We start from the raw sequence: 15,686 nt of genomic DNA, 5'->3' as shown, positions 1-15,686 counted from the left end.
CAGCCTGAATGCGAGTCTCCGTGCCGACAACGATGGTGAGATCGAAGGCCGTGGAGCACATCCTCCGTCGACCTCACGTCACAGGTCGGAGCAGCCGATCCCAGCGCACCGTCCAGGGCCAATCCCAGACCTTCCAGGCGGCGGCATCGTCATCGATCGAGAAGATGATTTCCGCGCGACCAACGAGGTTCGCGAACGGCACATAGCCGACGTTGGACACGTCGCGAGAGTCGTCCGAGTTGTCCCGGTTGTCGCCCATCATGAAGAAGTGTCCGTCTGGCACAGTGTAGACGAGCGTATTGTCCCATACCCCGTGGTCGCCCTCTATTTCGATGACCCTGTGCCTCACACCATTGGGCAGCATCTCGATGTATTGAGGAACAGCCATGGGGCGGCCATAGAAATCTCTGGTCTTGTAATCCTCGATCCGCTCCCGCTGCACAGGCTGCCCATTAATGTGCAGAACGCCGCTGATCATCTGGATCCGGTCGCCTGGCAGGCCGATTACCCGTTTGATGTAGTCGGTGGAGTTGTCCTTGGGCAGCTTGAAGACCACGACATCGCCCCGCTTCGGCTCGGCGCCCCAGATCCGGCCCGAAAAAATAGGTAGACCGAAGGGCACGGAATAGCGGGAAAAGCCGTAGGCATATTTCGAGACAAACAGGTAATCGTCAACAAGTAGTGTCGGAGTCAGCGAACCTGAGGGGATGTTGACGGGCTGGAACAGAAGGGTGCGGATCACAAATGCGATCAGCAGTGCCTGCAGGACGACTTGAATGGTCTCCCAGAAGCCGCCGTTCTTCTCCGTCTTCTGCTGGCACACTTGATCCATTCCCGCAACTCCGTCATGAGGGTACTGCCGCCGGCGATAGCCGAGGTTTCGAGCGGCAAGGTGGCATCGCCGCGCCTGTACGTGCAGGCTGATCTTAACCCACTGGCCGGAGCCGGGCTCCTGTAAGATCTCACAGACAAACATCGTGGCGGACCCCGCGTCCAATGCCCTAGTCACCTGTTTGGCCTCGCTCGATGAGCGCGATCTTCTGTTCGACAAGGTCGGCCAGAGCACTGTCGGGCGTCATCGCCCGCATCTCATGCACCGCGTCCTTGATCTGTTTAAGAGTGACAGGGGTGATCACTAGCCTTTCACCGGGAGCGATTTCCTGCGCTGATGTCATCATTTGACATTGTCCCTTGCATTGGTTGGAAGAGGGGAGGTCGGAGAAAAATCGCATCTGTGGCGAGGCCTAGCATCATGCCTCGTGATCTTGACGCTGAGATCGTACGTGAGTCTCACCGGCAGCAGCGGAGGCGTGAAGCTCCCAAAGGCGCGACATGGCGAGGAACGTAAACGATGTGGACCACCCAATGAGAAGCAGTCCATTCAGGACTTCTAGGCTCGTCATCAGACGCAAAGCGCCCCGTGGGTACAGATCGCCCATTCCGAGCGACGTAAAAGTCTCGGCTGAGAAATAAAAGTAGTTCGCGACCCCGTCTGTACCAAATCCTGTGAATCCACCGATATGAGCAACGTTGTCGGCATACCAGAACATGAGAGCGTAGAAAGCGATTTCCAGAAGGTGCGCCAGGACGGTGCCGAACAAGACGAGAAGTATGCGAAGCCTTGGCCTTAATCCAGACCGCTCCACCAGTTGGGAGATAATCCGCAACGCCTCGTAGTGGCAAAGGACTGTGCCGATATAGAGCAGGACGCTAAGACCCACGGCAATCGTGAGAGATATCACCAACGGTGTTCCCTGTGCGTGTCCCCACAAATGATGGCCTGAAGGCTCGAGCGTTGCCAGCATCGGCCGTGATTCAAGAGGAGGAACCGACCAAAGCGATCCATGCCGATATCTTTAATGGGTGGCGAGATGGAATGTAGACGAGCTTATCTACTCTGCCGGAGCGAAGCCTTGGCGCTGCCGCATTGGATGGGATCGGAACCGATCCAGGGCAAGGTAAATGACGGGCGTTGAGAACAGAGTCAGGATTTGGCTTAGGGCAAGGCCGCCGACGATCGCATAGCCAAGTGGCTGGCGCAACTCCGATCCGGTTCCGTGCGCCAGCATGAGCGGTAATCCACCCAGGATCGCGCAGACGGTCGTCATCAGGATCGGGCGGAAGCGCAACAGACAGGCTTTGCGGATGGCATCGACCGGCGGCAGTCCCTCTTCGCGTTCCGCCTGGAGTGCGAAGTCCACCATCATGATCCCGTTCTTCTTCACGATGCCGATGAGGAGAATGAGACCGATCAGGCTGATGATCGTGAAGTCGATATGGAACACAGACAGCATCAGGAGTGCGCCAAGGCCTGCCGAGGGCAGAGTGGACAGGATTGTAAGCGGGTGAATGTAGCTTTCGTAGAGAATGCCCAGAAGCACGTAAATCACGAACAGGGCTGCTGCAATGAGGAGAGGCTCGCTCGCCAGAGAGTCTTGGAAAGCCTGCGCGTTGCCCTGGAAGCTTCCTACAATGGATGGTGGGAGGCCGATAGTGGCCCGTGCAGTCTGCACCGCATCCACCGCGTCGCTGAGCGAGGCGCCGGAAGCTAAATTGAATGAGAACGTCACGGCTGGAAAACTCCCTTGGTGTGTGAACGTCAGGGGCGCAACCGGCCTGGTGTCGAGGGACACAAGGCTCGAGAGAGGCACTGGCTGGCCATTCGTGGGGGCTGGGATGTAGAGCTTGGAGAGCGTATCCAGTGTCCCCTGCATGCTCGGCAGAACCTCAAGGATGACCTTGTAGGTGTTCAACTGAGTGAAGAACTGCGTGACCTGTTGCTGACTGAAGGCATCCGCTAGGACGGCGTCGATTGCGGCCGGCTGAATGCCGAAGCGGGCGGCGGTGTCGCGGTTGATCGTGAGTGTAACGGTGGGCCCGTTCGCCTCCTGATCGGTCGAGAGATCGGTGATCTGCGGAACATTGCGGAGGCTCGTGAAGAGCCGTTGCGTCCATGTGCTCAGTTCATCGGGCTGCTCACCCTGGAGCGTGTATTGGAACAGTCCCTTCGACTGGCGCCCCCCAACGGTGATGTCTTGGGCCGGCTGCATGATAAGTCGAGCGCCCTGTATTTGGGCAAGTTGTGGTCGCAAGCGATTCACGATTGCTATGGCGCTCGCGCGACCTTGATCGAGGGGCTTCAAGCTCGCATAGATCAGTCCTTCGTTGACCGTACGAGATCCGCCGATAATCGAGACCACCTGGGCAACATCCGGGTCCTTGGAAACAACGCCAGCCAGTGCCTGCTGCAGGCGGGCCATCTCGCCGGGGGAGACGTCCGGTGCCGCCTGCGTCTGCCCTATAATGATCCCTGTATCCTGGATCGGGAAAAAACCTTTGGGAACCGCTATAAAAAGCCATGCGCTTGCTGCAATGGTCATTGCGAAGCCGAGCAGCGTCAGTCTTCGGTGGTGTAGCACCACGTCCAGCAACCTCGCATAGCCGCGGATAAGCCCCTCGAAGGCGCGCTCGCTGGCATGATAGAGGCGGCTCTGCTCAGCCGAGGGGCGTTTCGGCTTCAGAAGGCGGCTGGCCAGCATGGGCGTCAAGGTCAATGAAACGATGGTCGACACGAGGATCGAGACGGTGACTGTCACGGCGAACTCGCGGAGCAGGCGTCCGACGATGCCGCTCATGAACAGCAGCGGGATGAAGACGGCGACAAGTGACAGGCTGATCGAGAGTACCGTGAACCCGATCTCGCCGGCACCCTGTAGCGCAGCCCGATGCGGAGGAAAGCCCTCCTCCATGTGCCTTTCGTTATTCTCGAGCACCACGATCGCGTCGTCGACGACGAAGCCGACTGCAATCGTCAATCCCATGAGCGAGAGATTATCGAGACTATAGCCCAGTGCATACATGACTGCGAAGGTGCCGACGATGGAAAGGGGGACGGCCAACCCCGGAATGATCGTCGAACGCAGGTTGCGCAGAAATACGAAGATCACCAGGACCACGAGAACCATCGTTAGAATGAGCGTGAACTGCACGTCGCTGACCGAGGTGCGGATTGTGATCGTGCGGTCGACGACCGGTGTCACCTCGACGCTTGCCGGAATATTGGCCCGCAGACGTGGCAGCTCGGCCTTGATCCGGTCGACGGTGTCGATTACGTTGGCTCCCGGTTGCTTGGAGACGATCAGCGCGATGGCCCGTTGACCGTTGATCCAGGCAGCCAAGGTCGTATCTGCCGGGCCATCCACGGCTCGGCCGATATCACGGATACGGATCGGAGCGCCGTTCCGGTAGGCGATGACCAGGTCATTGTACGGGGCGGCTTTCGTCAATTGGTCATTGTCGTAGATGGTGAAGCTTTGCGCCGGACCGCGCATGGTACCCTTGGCGGCGTCGACTGTCGCCTCGGCGATCACGCCGCGAACATCATCGAGCGTGAGGCCCTTCTCGCCCAGCTTCGCCGGGTCGACCTGGACGCGCACGGCCGGTTGCTGCTGCCCGCCAATCGAGACCTGGGCAACTCCCGGCAGTTGCGAGATCTGCAGCGCGAGCATGTTCTCCGCATAGTCGTCGACCTGCGTGATCGGGAGCGTATCGGAGCGAACGCCGAGCACGAGGATGGGCGGGTCCGCCGGATTGACCTTCCGGTACGTCGGGGGGCTCGGCAGGTTGTGCGGAAGCTGTCCCGAGGCGGCCGTGATGGCAGCCTGCACATCCTGGGCAGCTGCATCAATGTTGCGGCCCAAGTCAAACTGCACCGTGATCTGGCTGTTGCCGAGGCTGCTGGACGAGGTGAGCTGCGTCACGCCGGGAATGATACCGAGTTGCTTCTCCAGCGGAGTTGCGACTGCCGACGCCATGACCTCCGGGCTGGCTCCCGGCAGCGAGGCTGAAACTTGGATCGTCGGGAAATCCACGGTCGGCAACGGTGCAACCGGCAGCAGTGGGTAGGCCGCCATGCCGATGACGGCGATTGCCAACATCAACAGTGACGTCGCAACTGGGCGGCGGATGAACGGAGCGGACAGGTTCATGGCTGGCCGTCTTGGGCTTGGGCGACCTGCGCGGGATCGGTCTCGCTCACGCGAGCTCCTGGGGTGAGACGATATTGCCCAGCAACGACGATCCGATCGCCCGCCGAAAGTCCGCTCGTGATCACGGTCCGATCGTCTTGGATCTGTCCGAGCTCGACCGCTTGCGGTCGCACGGTATGATCGGCAGAAACGAGCCAAACATAGGGACCGCTCGGGCCCCGCTGGATCGCCGGTGAGGGCACAGCAATGGCATCTGGCACAGTTCCTGTGACGACCCTGACTTGCACGAAGGCCCCGGGCCAGAGCTTGTGGTCCTTGTTGTCGAAGCGTGCCTTGAGCTTGATCGTTCCGCTGGTTGAGTCGACCTCATTGTTGATGACATCGAGGCTGCCGTGCGCCAGTAGCGTCTTGCCGTTTTGATCGGAGACAAGGACCGCCGGTTTGTCTTGAGCAAATGCGGCCTGAACCTCGCTGAGGTCAGCCTGAGGAAGAGTGAACTCGACTGCGATCGGCTCGATCTGGGTGATCGTGACAATACTGGTGCTTTGCGAAACAACATTGCCGATGTCTATGTTGCTCAGGCCAATGACGCCGGTGAACGGTGCCCTGATCGTCGCGAAATCCAGGTTGAGTTGAGATGTCTCAATGGCAGCTTGGTCTCCTGCGATCAGGGCTTTGTCTGCTTCGACTTGCGCCTGCTCATTGTCGACTGTCTGTTGGGTTGCAAAGCCGCCCTTGGTCAGAAGGGCCTGATCTCGCGAAAGATTCTTCTGTGCCGCCGCGAGAGTGGCCGCATCTTGAGCTTTCTTGGCCTGGGCTTGATCGAGCGCGGCCTGGAATGGTCGCGGGTCAATGCGCACCAAGATGTCGCCGGCATGGACGAGACTCCCCTCCTGGAACGGAAGTTCGGTTACTTGACCCGAGACTTGCGGTGTGACCGTCGCCGTGTTCCACGCCTGCACCGTTCCAAGAGCCGTCAGCGAAAGGTCGACCGGTTGCGTGTTGACAACCGTCGCCTGGACGGGAATGGCTGGCGCTAGGTGCTGCGCAGACGATGATTTGGCGGGTTTGGCATGCAGCCAGATTGAGCCTAGCTCTATTGCAGCCGTCGCCACTCCCAACACGAGGACAATGCGGGGCACTAGAGGCTGCCGTTTCGCAGAGCGATCATTCCTGTCCACCGCCATCTCCTGATCCTCGTACTTGGACTCGAAGATCGGGCGGCCCCGTCACGATGTCAGTCTGTGAGATTTGACAGGGGTACGGCTATGGTCGCCGGGTTAAGGTCGATTTATGAAGTAGATACGTGATGCAGGCCCACACGGAGCGGATCATGCGACCGTCCCATCCTTTCTTTTCTCGACGCAGCTCTCTGCCGGCCAAGCTTGCCCTTATGGCTGCCCTCTTCGTGCTGGCCGTCGTCACTGTGCGGGTTCTGAGCCTCGATCGCCTTGCTCATGTGGATGCCGTGTCGGGGGAGGTCCGAAATCGCTGGCTGGATTCGGTTCGCCTTCTCGGGACAGTGAACCATCACATTGCCACGGTTCGGGCGGAGGAGGCTGAGGCTCTGCTCCGCCGAGATGCGTCAGGTATCTCGACCAGTTCAGACAATCTGCAGCAATCCCTCGATGAAATCGTCCAAGATATCGAAGAGTATCGCTCGATACCGCACGACCGCGACGAAACTCTCGCATTTGACAGCTTCTCGAAGCACTGGGCTGAGCATGGCCAACATGCACAAACAATCTTATCACTGGCTCAAGGCGGACAGTTAGGTGAGGCGATTGCTCTCTTCGAAGGAGGCGCGCACTCGAGCTTCCAGGGGGCCGCAGATGATCTTCGCAGTCTGATCGATCTCACCGAGACGAAGGCCGACGCAGCCCGCAAGACCGCAGCCGAAGCGATTGGGCGAGCGCAGCGCTTCGTGTCGGACCTGATCCTTGCCATGCTCGTCCTCTTTATCGCTCTTACGGCCTATTTGTGGCACTCCTTCTCGCGCCCGCTTCTCGATCTTGCCAGGTTCATGCGCCGTCTCGCTTCCCACGATACAGGTTTCTCGGTCCCGTTTGAGGGTCGACGAGACGAGATCGGAGATGTGGCACGTTCACTCGCTGTCTTTCGGCGAAACACGATCGAGCTTCTGGAATCGCGCAAGAGCCTTGCAACACAGGCCGATATTCTGGCGGGCTCACTCGAGAAGGAGCGAGCATTGGCGCTCGAGCAACGAAATTTCATAACAACGATGTCGCATGAATTTCGCACTCCGCTGACCAGCATCGATGGCAACGCACAGCGGCTCCTTGCAACCAAGGACCAAGCCACTCCGAGCCAGATTGCTGACCGCGCGCACAAGATCAGAGCTGCGGTCTTCCGGATGACCAGCCTTGTGGTCAGCTTTACCGGCGCCATGGAGGTAGCGAACGGACAGATCCAGCCCCGGACACGCCGCTTTGATCTCTCCCGGATGTTGCGCGATCTCAGGGGGTATTATCGCGAGATCGGCATGGGCGATATCCTCGACGAAGAGCTCGGCGATATGCCTCAAGAAATCACGGGTGACCCGGAGCTTCTCTATTACGCTTTCAGCAACTTGATTTCGAATGCCTTCAAATACTCGCCGGAAGGTGGTATTGTTACGCTGGTGACAAAGGTAACGGACGCCTGCGTTGAGATTACAGTTGAGGATCGGGGTGTGGGCATACCACCCGATGAGATTGATCGGGTTCGTGAGCGGTTTTATCGTGGCAGTAACGTCGGCACCCTCCCTGGCACGGGCGTGGGGCTGTATCTTGTCGACCTGATCGTTCGTCAGCATAGGGGCAGTCTCCGAATCGACAGTGAGGTCGGTCGGGGGACACGGATGACGGTGTCCTTGCCGATTGACGGTCCAGGCCCGTCACTGCTGGAGGATACGAGTGAGCAGGATCTTGTGTATCGAGGACGACGACGAGACGGCGAGCCTGCTGGTGGAGGCGCTGAGCGAGCTCGGCTACACGGTTGCGCGCTCACCCGATGGCGAGCAGGGTCTCGCCGCCATCTTATCGGCCCCGCCCGACTTGGTGGTCTGCGATGTGCGCATGCCGCGCATGACTGGATTCGCAGTTCTGGAGCGGGTCGCGGCAGCCGGATCGGCTTTTGCCGAGATCCCATTCGTTTTTCTGACCGCACTCGGGGACCGGGACAGCGAGCTGATCGGGCGGAGGCTCGGTGCTGACGACTATCTGACCAAGCCTATCGACTTTGAGATGCTCGGCGCCGTGATCGAGAACAGGCTCCGGCGTCGATATGACCGGTTCGGGCCACCATCTGACATTCATCTGACCGATCGCGAGCGGGAGATCCTGACCTGGGTTGGGCGTGGCAAGACCTCGTCCGAAATCGCGATTATCCTGGGCATCCGCGAGCGAACGGTCAATTTTCACTGCGATCAGGCCATGAAGCGGCTTGACGTCATTAACCGCACGCAAGCGGTTGCTAAGGCTATCGACCAAGGCCTGATCACGAGGTGACCCGTCCTCGAGGCTCGCCCTCTGTCGTGGCTCCTATGAGCGTCATGTACATTCATGCTGCTGGTTGACGTCCGTATCAGGCCCGAAGTGCAGCCTGGCAATAGTTCGGGCAGCCTTGCCCTCCAGATCCACCAGAACGGCGAATGATTGGGTCCAACCTCATTCTATACGTCGGCCGCAAGGACTGTCAGATCTTGCAGGCTGACACGCTGCTGAATAAGGGCAATCTACTCTGGTAGCGGCGCGAATACTCTTGTTCGCGCGGCTCGACGCAGCAATCATCAAGGAGATTTCCCCATGCGTTCGCTTCGGCTTATGCCTATCACCGCTGTCGCAGACGTGGTTGCGTCCACGATGGCGCAGGCAGCACCCTTCTCTCATCGAGAAATCAACGAAATCCCCTCAAACCACACTGTGGCTGCAAACGCTGACCATCTGTTCGGGATGCCGGCCACGGCGCCCTATGCTCGCTCTGAGCGGTGGCCGTCCTGTGAGCAAGGGCCCCCTTGGTGCGCAGCCGCCGGCAATCCGAACCTGCATTACTATCGCGAAATGCGGGGGCAGCCCTACTAGGCTCCACAACGATTGGGATGAGCGCTATGCTTTACGACCCGTTCATCGCCTTGGCTAAAAGGCTGAGGCAACGCAAACACTGCAGCCTCTACCAGTCCTTTTGGTGCAGGCACAGGAAAAGTGAGCGTTCAATCTGCTGCACGAGCAGTCACTTTGGTAGCTCACTGACTTGCCGCCAATCTGGTGCTACTTCCCGCCAATATGTTCAGAAGGTTACTCCAGGATGAACGCCGGCGCTGAGGCGATAGCCAGATCGATCGAACAAGCGGATTCCGCAGGCCGGTTCGCACTCTCAAAATAGGCTGGAGAGTGCGAACATCGGACCTCTCGCCATCATGCCTGTCGGCACTCCGCCCGCACCTTTTTGACAGGTTGAGAAAGAAGATGTCACGGCACCATGAGCGATCCCCGAACACCCCTGCTGGCAGCGATTACGACCAAATCGAGCGGCAGTTAGTCCGAGCCTATATCCAGCTTGCAATGATTGAACCGGATGAGGATGGCTTCCGATCTGTGGCGCTTGGACGGTTCGGTGACGTAGAGGCTCGACTTACGGAATTACCCCCCAAACCTGCACATTCACCAGTACCACCTTTGTGGCTCGAGGTTTTCTCCTGCACCAGCGGAGCCACGATTGACGGTTGTGGATGTTTCGATCTTGGAGAACACGAACTGGCTGCCGCAGTGGAAATTATCTTCGAGGCAACGCAGCGCAATCAATAGGGCAACTGACAGATGCATGGAGAGCCTGCGAGAGCAGGCCGGGAAAGAGAGCTCGCGGCGAGGTCCCGGAAAGACCATCAGTCAGACAAAACAATCAGCGGTATTTTGACATACTTCGGAACCGCAGGAGCAGTTCCACATTCATTCAAGGTGCCGCATCGTGTGGTGCGATCCCGCAACAGGAATCATGAATGTCATGCCAAGCGACAGTTACAGTCGATTGACCATGTCGTAACGGACCCGCGCAGACGCCTGATTCCATGATCAGCTCACCTGCCGCTGGCCCTCGACGGCTGGTCGAAAGGAAGGTGAGCCATGAACACGGAAATCCGCTTCCTGGCCCAGCATCTCCTGCATGCTGGTCTTTCGCCGCTCAATGCTCGGGACCGGCGCGTGATCGCGCGGGTGGCTCGGCGCATGCACACGGCTCGAAACCTGAATCAAGAGTTTGATGACCGCCTCACCCTGGGTCAGCACCTGGCAGACCGGGTTGCGGCTATCGGCGGCTCCTGGGGCTTCATCATCGGCTTCAGTCTGTTTCTCGGGGGCTGGGCGCTGATCAATACTGTTATGCTCGCCGACAATGCCTTCGATCCTTATCCTTACATTTTTCTGAACCTGCTCCTGTCGATGCTCGCCGCTGTGCAAGCACCCGTCATCATGATGAGCCAGAACCGACAGGCCGCCAAGGACCGGCTTGCCGCGGCAATGGATTACGAAGTCAATCTGAAAAGCGAAACCGAAATCGCGGCCCTGAACGACAAGGTGGACCGCCTCCAGGCCCAGATCGACAAGCTCATAGCGTTGCAGACTGCGGCAAGCTCAAACGCTGGTCTGTCGTTGCTGCAGGAACACCGGGAGCAAGCCGGAACTCCAGGAGGGGCGGGTGAGTATCCCCGCTTCGACCTTGCGGAGGAGCAGGGATCCTTCTGACGGCCTCGGCTTTGCTGACGGCGATGCCACTCGCATCATAGCTTTTGAAGATCGTCAGTCAGGAAAGGATTTTGCCACGACTGGTCGCGCCAGAAAGGGGCAAGCCATGAAAACCCAAGTCGTCCTCTTCTTATTTCGAGGATAACGCAGGCACGAGAAAAGGCCGCGGGAGTTCATGCGGCGGGAGCGGTGAACCGCTCATGCCAGTCTGCTGGAAGCCTCCAACGTCTCACAGCATCCCGTCGATCGAGGGATTGCGCCCGGGTTCCTGAAGAGCGACGACTCTCTTAGAGCGTCTATCAAAACCGTTTGCATTGATTGAAGCAGATGAGGGCGCATCCGAGCGTGGTGAAGGCCAGATGGATGGCCTCGCGTCGTTCATAGCGAATGGTGAGACGGCGGAAGCGGTTGAGCCAAGCCAGGGTACGCTCCACCACCCATCGATATCGTCCCAGGCGCTCACTGTCGTCCACGCCGCGGCGGGCAATTCTGGGCACGATGGAGCGCTGTCGGCATTCCGCGCGGCAGCGCCGATGGTCATAGGCCTTGTCGGCGTGCAGTTTGTCAGGGCGGCGTCTCGGGCGACCCGGTCCATGACGCACCGGCGGCACGGCATCGAGAGTGGTCGCCAGCATGAGGCTGTCGTGCCGGTTGGCCCCGCTCAGGCTGATCCCGAGCGGGGTGCCCGTCCGGTCGACCACAACATGGCGCTTCGTGCCCGGTTTGCCGCGATCCGTCGGGTTCGGGCCGGTGGCCGCGCCCCCTTTTTGGCCGCGATGGACGAGGAGTCGAGCGCGGCCCGGCTCCAGTCGAGTTTGTCGGCATCCGCCAGGCGCTCGAGCAGGATGCGATGCAGTCGCGTCCACACGCCGGCTGCTTGCCAGTCCCGCAGCCGGCGCCAGCACGTCATGCCCGAGCAGCCGATCTCAGCGGGCAGCATCTCCCAGGGAATGCCCGAGCGCAGGACAACGATAATCCCGGCCAGCGCAGCCCGATCATCGACCCGCGGCCGGCCACCGTTGGGCCTGGCCGGTTCAGGTGGAAGGAGCGGCTTAATCACCGCCCACAGAGCATGGGAAACAAGAGGTTTGGCCATGCCAAACCAACGCGCTCACCTCGGTTTTGTTAGGCGCTCTTAAAGCTAAAGACATTAAAGCTAAAGACAATCGTCTGTCAGATATCACAGGCTGCCATTGGTGACCGGGCACCTAATATATCGTCGAAGCAGAGGCCCATTTTCGCATGAGCCTTGGCGATGTTGTCGCTCTAAGGTTGAAGTGTACTCCACTGAGCCAACTCGATGTATTGCACCTCAACCTAGGAACATAGAACACCGGGAGATCGACATGAGAAACTGGAATATTTGGGCGACGAAGCAGATGACGATGCTGTTTCTTATCTTTGTCTTGGCGATTGACGTCGGCGGCGCCGGGACCATGCTTGCCCTTGGTGCAGCTAAGGCTCAAGGGCTGAAGATTGATATTCTCGCAGGACCATAGAAGGAGCCGGACTTCGCCTGCGAGCAAGAAGTTCGCCTCCAGACCGGGCGCTTGATCGTGTAGAGCACAAGGTGGGTTCTGTCACAGACGTGATCCTGGGGTTGTCTGGCGAAAGCCATCAAACGCGGGGGCCCTCCGATCTGATCCGGTCCTCTCCGAATGCATGGGGCAGTTCCACTGTGTCTAGGCATAAGAAGTTTTGAGTAACCATGGCGGGCAAAAGTTCAGGGTACCTGATAAATGTCGGGGCGAGTGGTAAATTCTGATGGCAGTCATCTGGGTGTCAGCAAGGATTCACCCATCATAGGGTGCCGGATGCTCATCTGATCCTAACTCTTGAACGGGGAGCGGAACGCGCCGCGATGAGGCAATCTCAATGATACCTGTAGGTCATTGCCCCGAGCGGGCCCGGCTTCGATCTGGTCCGGCTGCGCCCGCCCGGGACGCAAGAAGGGATTAGCAGAGAACGACACATTGAAAACGGGTCAGGATGCATCCGAAGATCGTGCTCTGGTTCTCCAGGGAGGCGAAGCGCTCTGGTCCTATCAGGCTGGCGTCTACGAGGCTCTGGATGCTGAAGGGTTCCAGCGCGGATGGATTGCGGTCATCTCCATCGGGGCTACCGAGGCGGCTCTGTTTGCAGGCAATCCGCCGAAGGCTGACGCAACTAGGAGCCTTCTCGGATCAGGTGTTCTCGATCGTATCGCTGGGTCGATGAGAAGAGGTCGGGTCATGGAGCCAGAGATCATAGATGATGCTTCAGAAAGCTGGAGTCCGGCTGTTAAACCGAAGAGGCTACGCCCGCTCCGTGTGCTTGGCCCAGGTCTGATCACGGGAGCGTCCGATGACGATCCCAGTGGAATCGCCGCATACAGTCAAGCAGGCGCTCAATTCGGCTATATGCTGATTTGGACGATATTGTTCAGCTACCCGCTCGTCGCGGCAGTGCAGATGATCAGCGCCCGCCCGGGGCGAACGACAGGCTACGGAATTGCGGGCATTCTCCGGCTTCACTATCCGAACTGGTTCCTTCAATTGACTGTGCCGCTGCTGATCGCCAACACCGTCAATCTCGGTGCGGATCTGGGGGCTACGGCAGATGCCACCCACCAGCTTCTGTCAGGTCCACGAGGATCCTACATCCTCTTCTTTGCCGCGGTTTGTGTCTACATGCAGGTGTTTTTGCAATATAGGCAGTATGTAGCAACCCTGAAATGGCTGACGCTGGCTCTCTTCGCCTACTTCGCAGCGGTGGTCACGGCCCACATCGACTGGAGGGAACTCGCGTCCTGTCTGTTTCTTCCAACTGTGCGATGGGAGGAGGACTATTTCCCGCTTGTGGTTGCGGTCTTCGGCACCACCATCAGCCCATACCTGTTCTTCCGGCAATCTATGGAGGAGGTCGAGGACATTGGCGCACACCGGCACCGACACGAACTGATCGATGCTCCAGCGCAGGGTAAGGCTGCTCTGCATTGCATCAGAATCGACACTCTGATCAGTATGGCCCTTGCTAACCTCGTTGCACTTGCAATCATGGTTATGACAGCGGCGACACTGAATGCAAAGGGAATCACTGACATTCAAACTTCCGCTCAAGCCGCCGAGGCGTTGCGCCCCGTTGCAGAGCGCTTTGCGTTCATCGTGTTCGCACTCGGGGTCGTCGGTACAGGCCTGCTCTCGGTCCCTGTTCTGGCGGGTTCGGCTGCTTATGCCATTGGAGAGGCTCGCGGCTGGCCTGTTGGATTCTCCCAACGGCCGATGTAAGCGAAAGCATTCTATGGCACGGTGCCCTTAGCGACTCTGATTGGGACCATCATCGACTTCGGCGGGATCAACCCTATTAAGGCTCTGTTCTGGAGAGCCGTGATCAACGGCGTGATCGCTGTTCCGATCATAATGACCATGATGCTTGTTACATGCCGCTCGGATATCATGGGGCCTTCTGGTCAGGGGACTGTTGCAAGCTGTTGGTTGGATTGCGACGGGTGTAATGGCCGTTGCTGCCCTAGGCATGTTCGTCATGTTTTGTTGAGATAAACTCGAGATGAGAATGACATCGACCAACCTCGGTCCCGCCTATTCCGCACCACCTTTTGCGGTTCGCATGTTTGTCGAACGTAAGCTGCGACAGCATATTGAACGTACCATTTTAGATCATATTGAGATCCTTCAAGCTCAACAAGTTGAGCGCGAATGACTGGCGTATGCATACAGAGCGCGGCCTGTCATACCGTCTGAGCCACGATGGTTAATGAGCCGAGAAGAGTTGGTGCGATGGTCCCATATTTCGCTCCGCCTCGGTCATTGGATTGCCGATCAATCATCTAGGCCTTTCCTTGCCCAGCCGGCATCGCCGAAGCCCCTGTCAGATATCACAGACTGAAATCATGGCAGGGACATCCATCTCCCACTGGGCGCCGTTGTGCGCTCGTTCGCAGACCTCTAGGAGCAATGATTAAAAGAAAGATCCTTAGAGGTATTACGTCTGCCGTGGCTCTCGCAGCGTCGACCACCGCCTTAACGACGCCTGCTTTGTCTTGCCTATCTGGGTCGTTCCCGCCATCATCGCAGTTGGTGTTGGAGGAGTCGGTGTTGGGACTGCAGCAGATGCGGCCAGCGCCCAGACGACAGGGTCGATTGCCGCCTCGCCAGCAGCGGCTCAGACGACAACCCATTACTATGCCCCCGAGGTCAGGGTGCGGAGTGCCTGTCATCCGGCCCATGAACGGGTTGAGGGCGTTTGGCGGCATGTTGAGATTTGCCAATAAAGAGTGAGGCTTGAAAATGACTGCCGCTGGGCGTTTGTCGCCCAGCGGCAGTTTGAACATTCCTTCTTCTCATTGAGCGGGACGACTGGGGTCCGTTGCAAATCCCGACTTGAGCCGCAGCTCGAATTGCAGGGTGCTCCGGCCGGCGTCGACGCTCAGCTCTCCATACTCCCGGCCGGAACCGGCATCGAGAGAAGCTTCCTGATAATCTAAGATCTCATCCCACGCTTCCCAAGCCAATCGCCACGAAGCGTGTACCCTACTGGCTTTTGATGCGCAGGAGGACGACCTTCTTTCCCTCCTTGCGGGCCGTGGCAAGGTCGGCCTTGATATCCGCCGGGTTCGAGACGGCCTTGCCGCCCACTTCGAGGATCACATCGCCCTCTTTGATGCCCTTGGTGGCGGCCGCGCCCGAGGGATCGACATCGACCACGACGACGCCTTTGTCGCCTGCGCCAGGCACAGACGATGCTGGCGCAAGGCGCAGCCCAAGCTGCGAGCCATGATCCGGGTGAGTTTCGGCCTGGGCCGTTTTCTCCTCCGGCTGGGCACCGAGCTGGACGGTCGCCGTCTGTTGCTGGCCGCCACGGAAGTACGTCAGCTCAACCCTGTTGCCGGGCTGGAGCGCGGCGATCCTGCGCGACAGTTCGCGGGCATCGGCCACTGGCTCGCCATTGACCGCCGTGACTA

Annotated in this window: 11 protein-coding genes and 2 pseudogenes; 6 read left to right on the top strand and 7 right to left on the bottom strand. The window is 58.8% G+C overall.

Translation table 11 applies throughout. The annotated features are described in order from the left end of the window. Nucleotides 1–73 precede the first annotated feature (73 nt). From lepB to ACS5Q1_RS30845, 5 genes are all read right to left on the bottom strand, one after another. Nucleotides 74–832 (bottom strand): signal peptidase I, encoded by a 759-nt coding sequence (gene lepB / locus ACS5Q1_RS30865; RefSeq protein ID WP_473101787.1) that lies wholly within the window; start codon nucleotides 830–832, stop codon nucleotides 74–76. 169 nt (nucleotides 833–1,001) lie between these two features. Continuing rightward, nucleotides 1,002–1,178 (bottom strand): hypothetical protein, encoded by a 177-nt coding sequence (locus ACS5Q1_RS30860; protein WP_473101786.1) that lies wholly within the window; start codon nucleotides 1,176–1,178, stop codon nucleotides 1,002–1,004. A gap of 72 nt (nucleotides 1,179–1,250) precedes the next feature. Continuing rightward, entirely contained in the window at nucleotides 1,251–1,742 is a 492-nt protein-coding gene (locus ACS5Q1_RS30855; protein WP_473101785.1) for an ion channel, read from the bottom strand. Nucleotides 1,743–1,892: 150 nt separating this feature from the next. Next, nucleotides 1,893–4,988 (bottom strand): efflux RND transporter permease subunit, encoded by a 3,096-nt coding sequence (locus ACS5Q1_RS30850; protein ID WP_473101784.1) that lies wholly within the window; start codon nucleotides 4,986–4,988, stop codon nucleotides 1,893–1,895. Next, entirely contained in the window at nucleotides 4,985–6,169 is a 1,185-nt protein-coding gene (locus ACS5Q1_RS30845) for an efflux RND transporter periplasmic adaptor subunit (protein ID WP_473101783.1), read from the bottom strand. The genes ACS5Q1_RS30850 and ACS5Q1_RS30845 overlap by 4 nt, the downstream gene beginning before the upstream one ends. Before the next feature lie 128 nt (nucleotides 6,170–6,297). Here ACS5Q1_RS30845 and ACS5Q1_RS30840 point away from each other — a divergent pair. The 3 genes and pseudogenes from ACS5Q1_RS30840 to ACS5Q1_RS30830 form a co-directional block, all read left to right on the top strand. Next, nucleotides 6,298–7,809 (top strand): annotated as a pseudogene (locus ACS5Q1_RS30840) (sensor histidine kinase); the annotation flags it as partial. 94 nt (nucleotides 7,810–7,903) lie between these two features. After that, nucleotides 7,904–8,497, top strand: a complete 594-nt coding sequence (locus ACS5Q1_RS30835; protein WP_473101782.1) for a response regulator — start codon at nucleotides 7,904–7,906, stop codon at nucleotides 8,495–8,497. A gap of 1,611 nt (nucleotides 8,498–10,108) precedes the next feature. Continuing rightward, entirely contained in the window at nucleotides 10,109–10,726 is a 618-nt protein-coding gene (locus tag ACS5Q1_RS30830; protein WP_473101781.1) for a DUF1003 domain-containing protein, read from the top strand. Between the two features lie 299 nt (nucleotides 10,727–11,025). On the opposite strand, the gene ACS5Q1_RS30825 is transcribed toward ACS5Q1_RS30830, so the two are convergent. Then, nucleotides 11,026–11,822 (bottom strand): IS5 family transposase gene (locus tag ACS5Q1_RS30825; RefSeq protein ID WP_473101780.1). Its coding sequence is split into 2 segments (ribosomal slippage): nucleotides 11,026–11,495 and nucleotides 11,495–11,822, totalling 798 coding nucleotides; the frame shifts between segments, so codons are not numbered across the junction. Between the two features lie 250 nt (nucleotides 11,823–12,072). Here ACS5Q1_RS30825 and ACS5Q1_RS30820 point away from each other — a divergent pair. From ACS5Q1_RS30820 to ACS5Q1_RS30810, 3 genes and pseudogenes are all read left to right on the top strand, one after another. Further along, nucleotides 12,073–12,225, top strand: a complete 153-nt coding sequence (locus tag ACS5Q1_RS30820) for a hypothetical protein (RefSeq protein WP_473101779.1) — start codon at nucleotides 12,073–12,075, stop codon at nucleotides 12,223–12,225. Nucleotides 12,226–12,957: 732 nt separating this feature from the next. Further along, a pseudogene (locus tag ACS5Q1_RS30815) lies at nucleotides 12,958–14,260 on the top strand (NRAMP family divalent metal transporter). Between the two features lie 18 nt (nucleotides 14,261–14,278). Then, on the top strand, nucleotides 14,279–14,425 hold the full coding sequence (locus ACS5Q1_RS30810; RefSeq protein ID WP_473101778.1) for a hypothetical protein: 147 nt from the start codon (nucleotides 14,279–14,281) through the stop codon (nucleotides 14,423–14,425). A gap of 830 nt (nucleotides 14,426–15,255) precedes the next feature. On the opposite strand, the gene ACS5Q1_RS30805 is transcribed toward ACS5Q1_RS30810, so the two are convergent. Next, nucleotides 15,256–15,686: PDZ domain-containing protein (locus tag ACS5Q1_RS30805; protein ID WP_473101777.1), on the bottom strand; the 431-nt coding region annotated here is incomplete at its 5' end.

The organism is Microvirga sp. GN3 (genome assembly GCF_055792825.1).
This window is presented reverse-complemented; position numbering and strand designations above follow the sequence as displayed.

Bases quoted from the DNA above. Each gene is read 5' to 3' on its own strand.
- ACS5Q1_RS30860 (WP_473101786.1), bottom strand. From the start codon at position 1,178: ATGATGACATCAGCGCAGGAAATCGCTCCCGGTGAAAGGCTAGTGATC.
- lepB (WP_473101787.1), bottom strand. From the start codon at position 832: ATGGATCAAGTGTGCCAGCAGAAGACGGAGAAGAACGGCGGCTTCTGG.
- ACS5Q1_RS30830 (WP_473101781.1), top strand. From the start codon at position 10,109: ATGAACACGGAAATCCGCTTCCTGGCCCAGCATCTCCTGCATGCTGGT.
- ACS5Q1_RS30810 (WP_473101778.1), top strand. From the start codon at position 14,279: ATGACATCGACCAACCTCGGTCCCGCCTATTCCGCACCACCTTTTGCG.
- ACS5Q1_RS30850 (WP_473101784.1), bottom strand. From the start codon at position 4,988: ATGAACCTGTCCGCTCCGTTCATCCGCCGCCCAGTTGCGACGTCACTG.
- ACS5Q1_RS30820 (WP_473101779.1), top strand. From the start codon at position 12,073: ATGAGAAACTGGAATATTTGGGCGACGAAGCAGATGACGATGCTGTTT.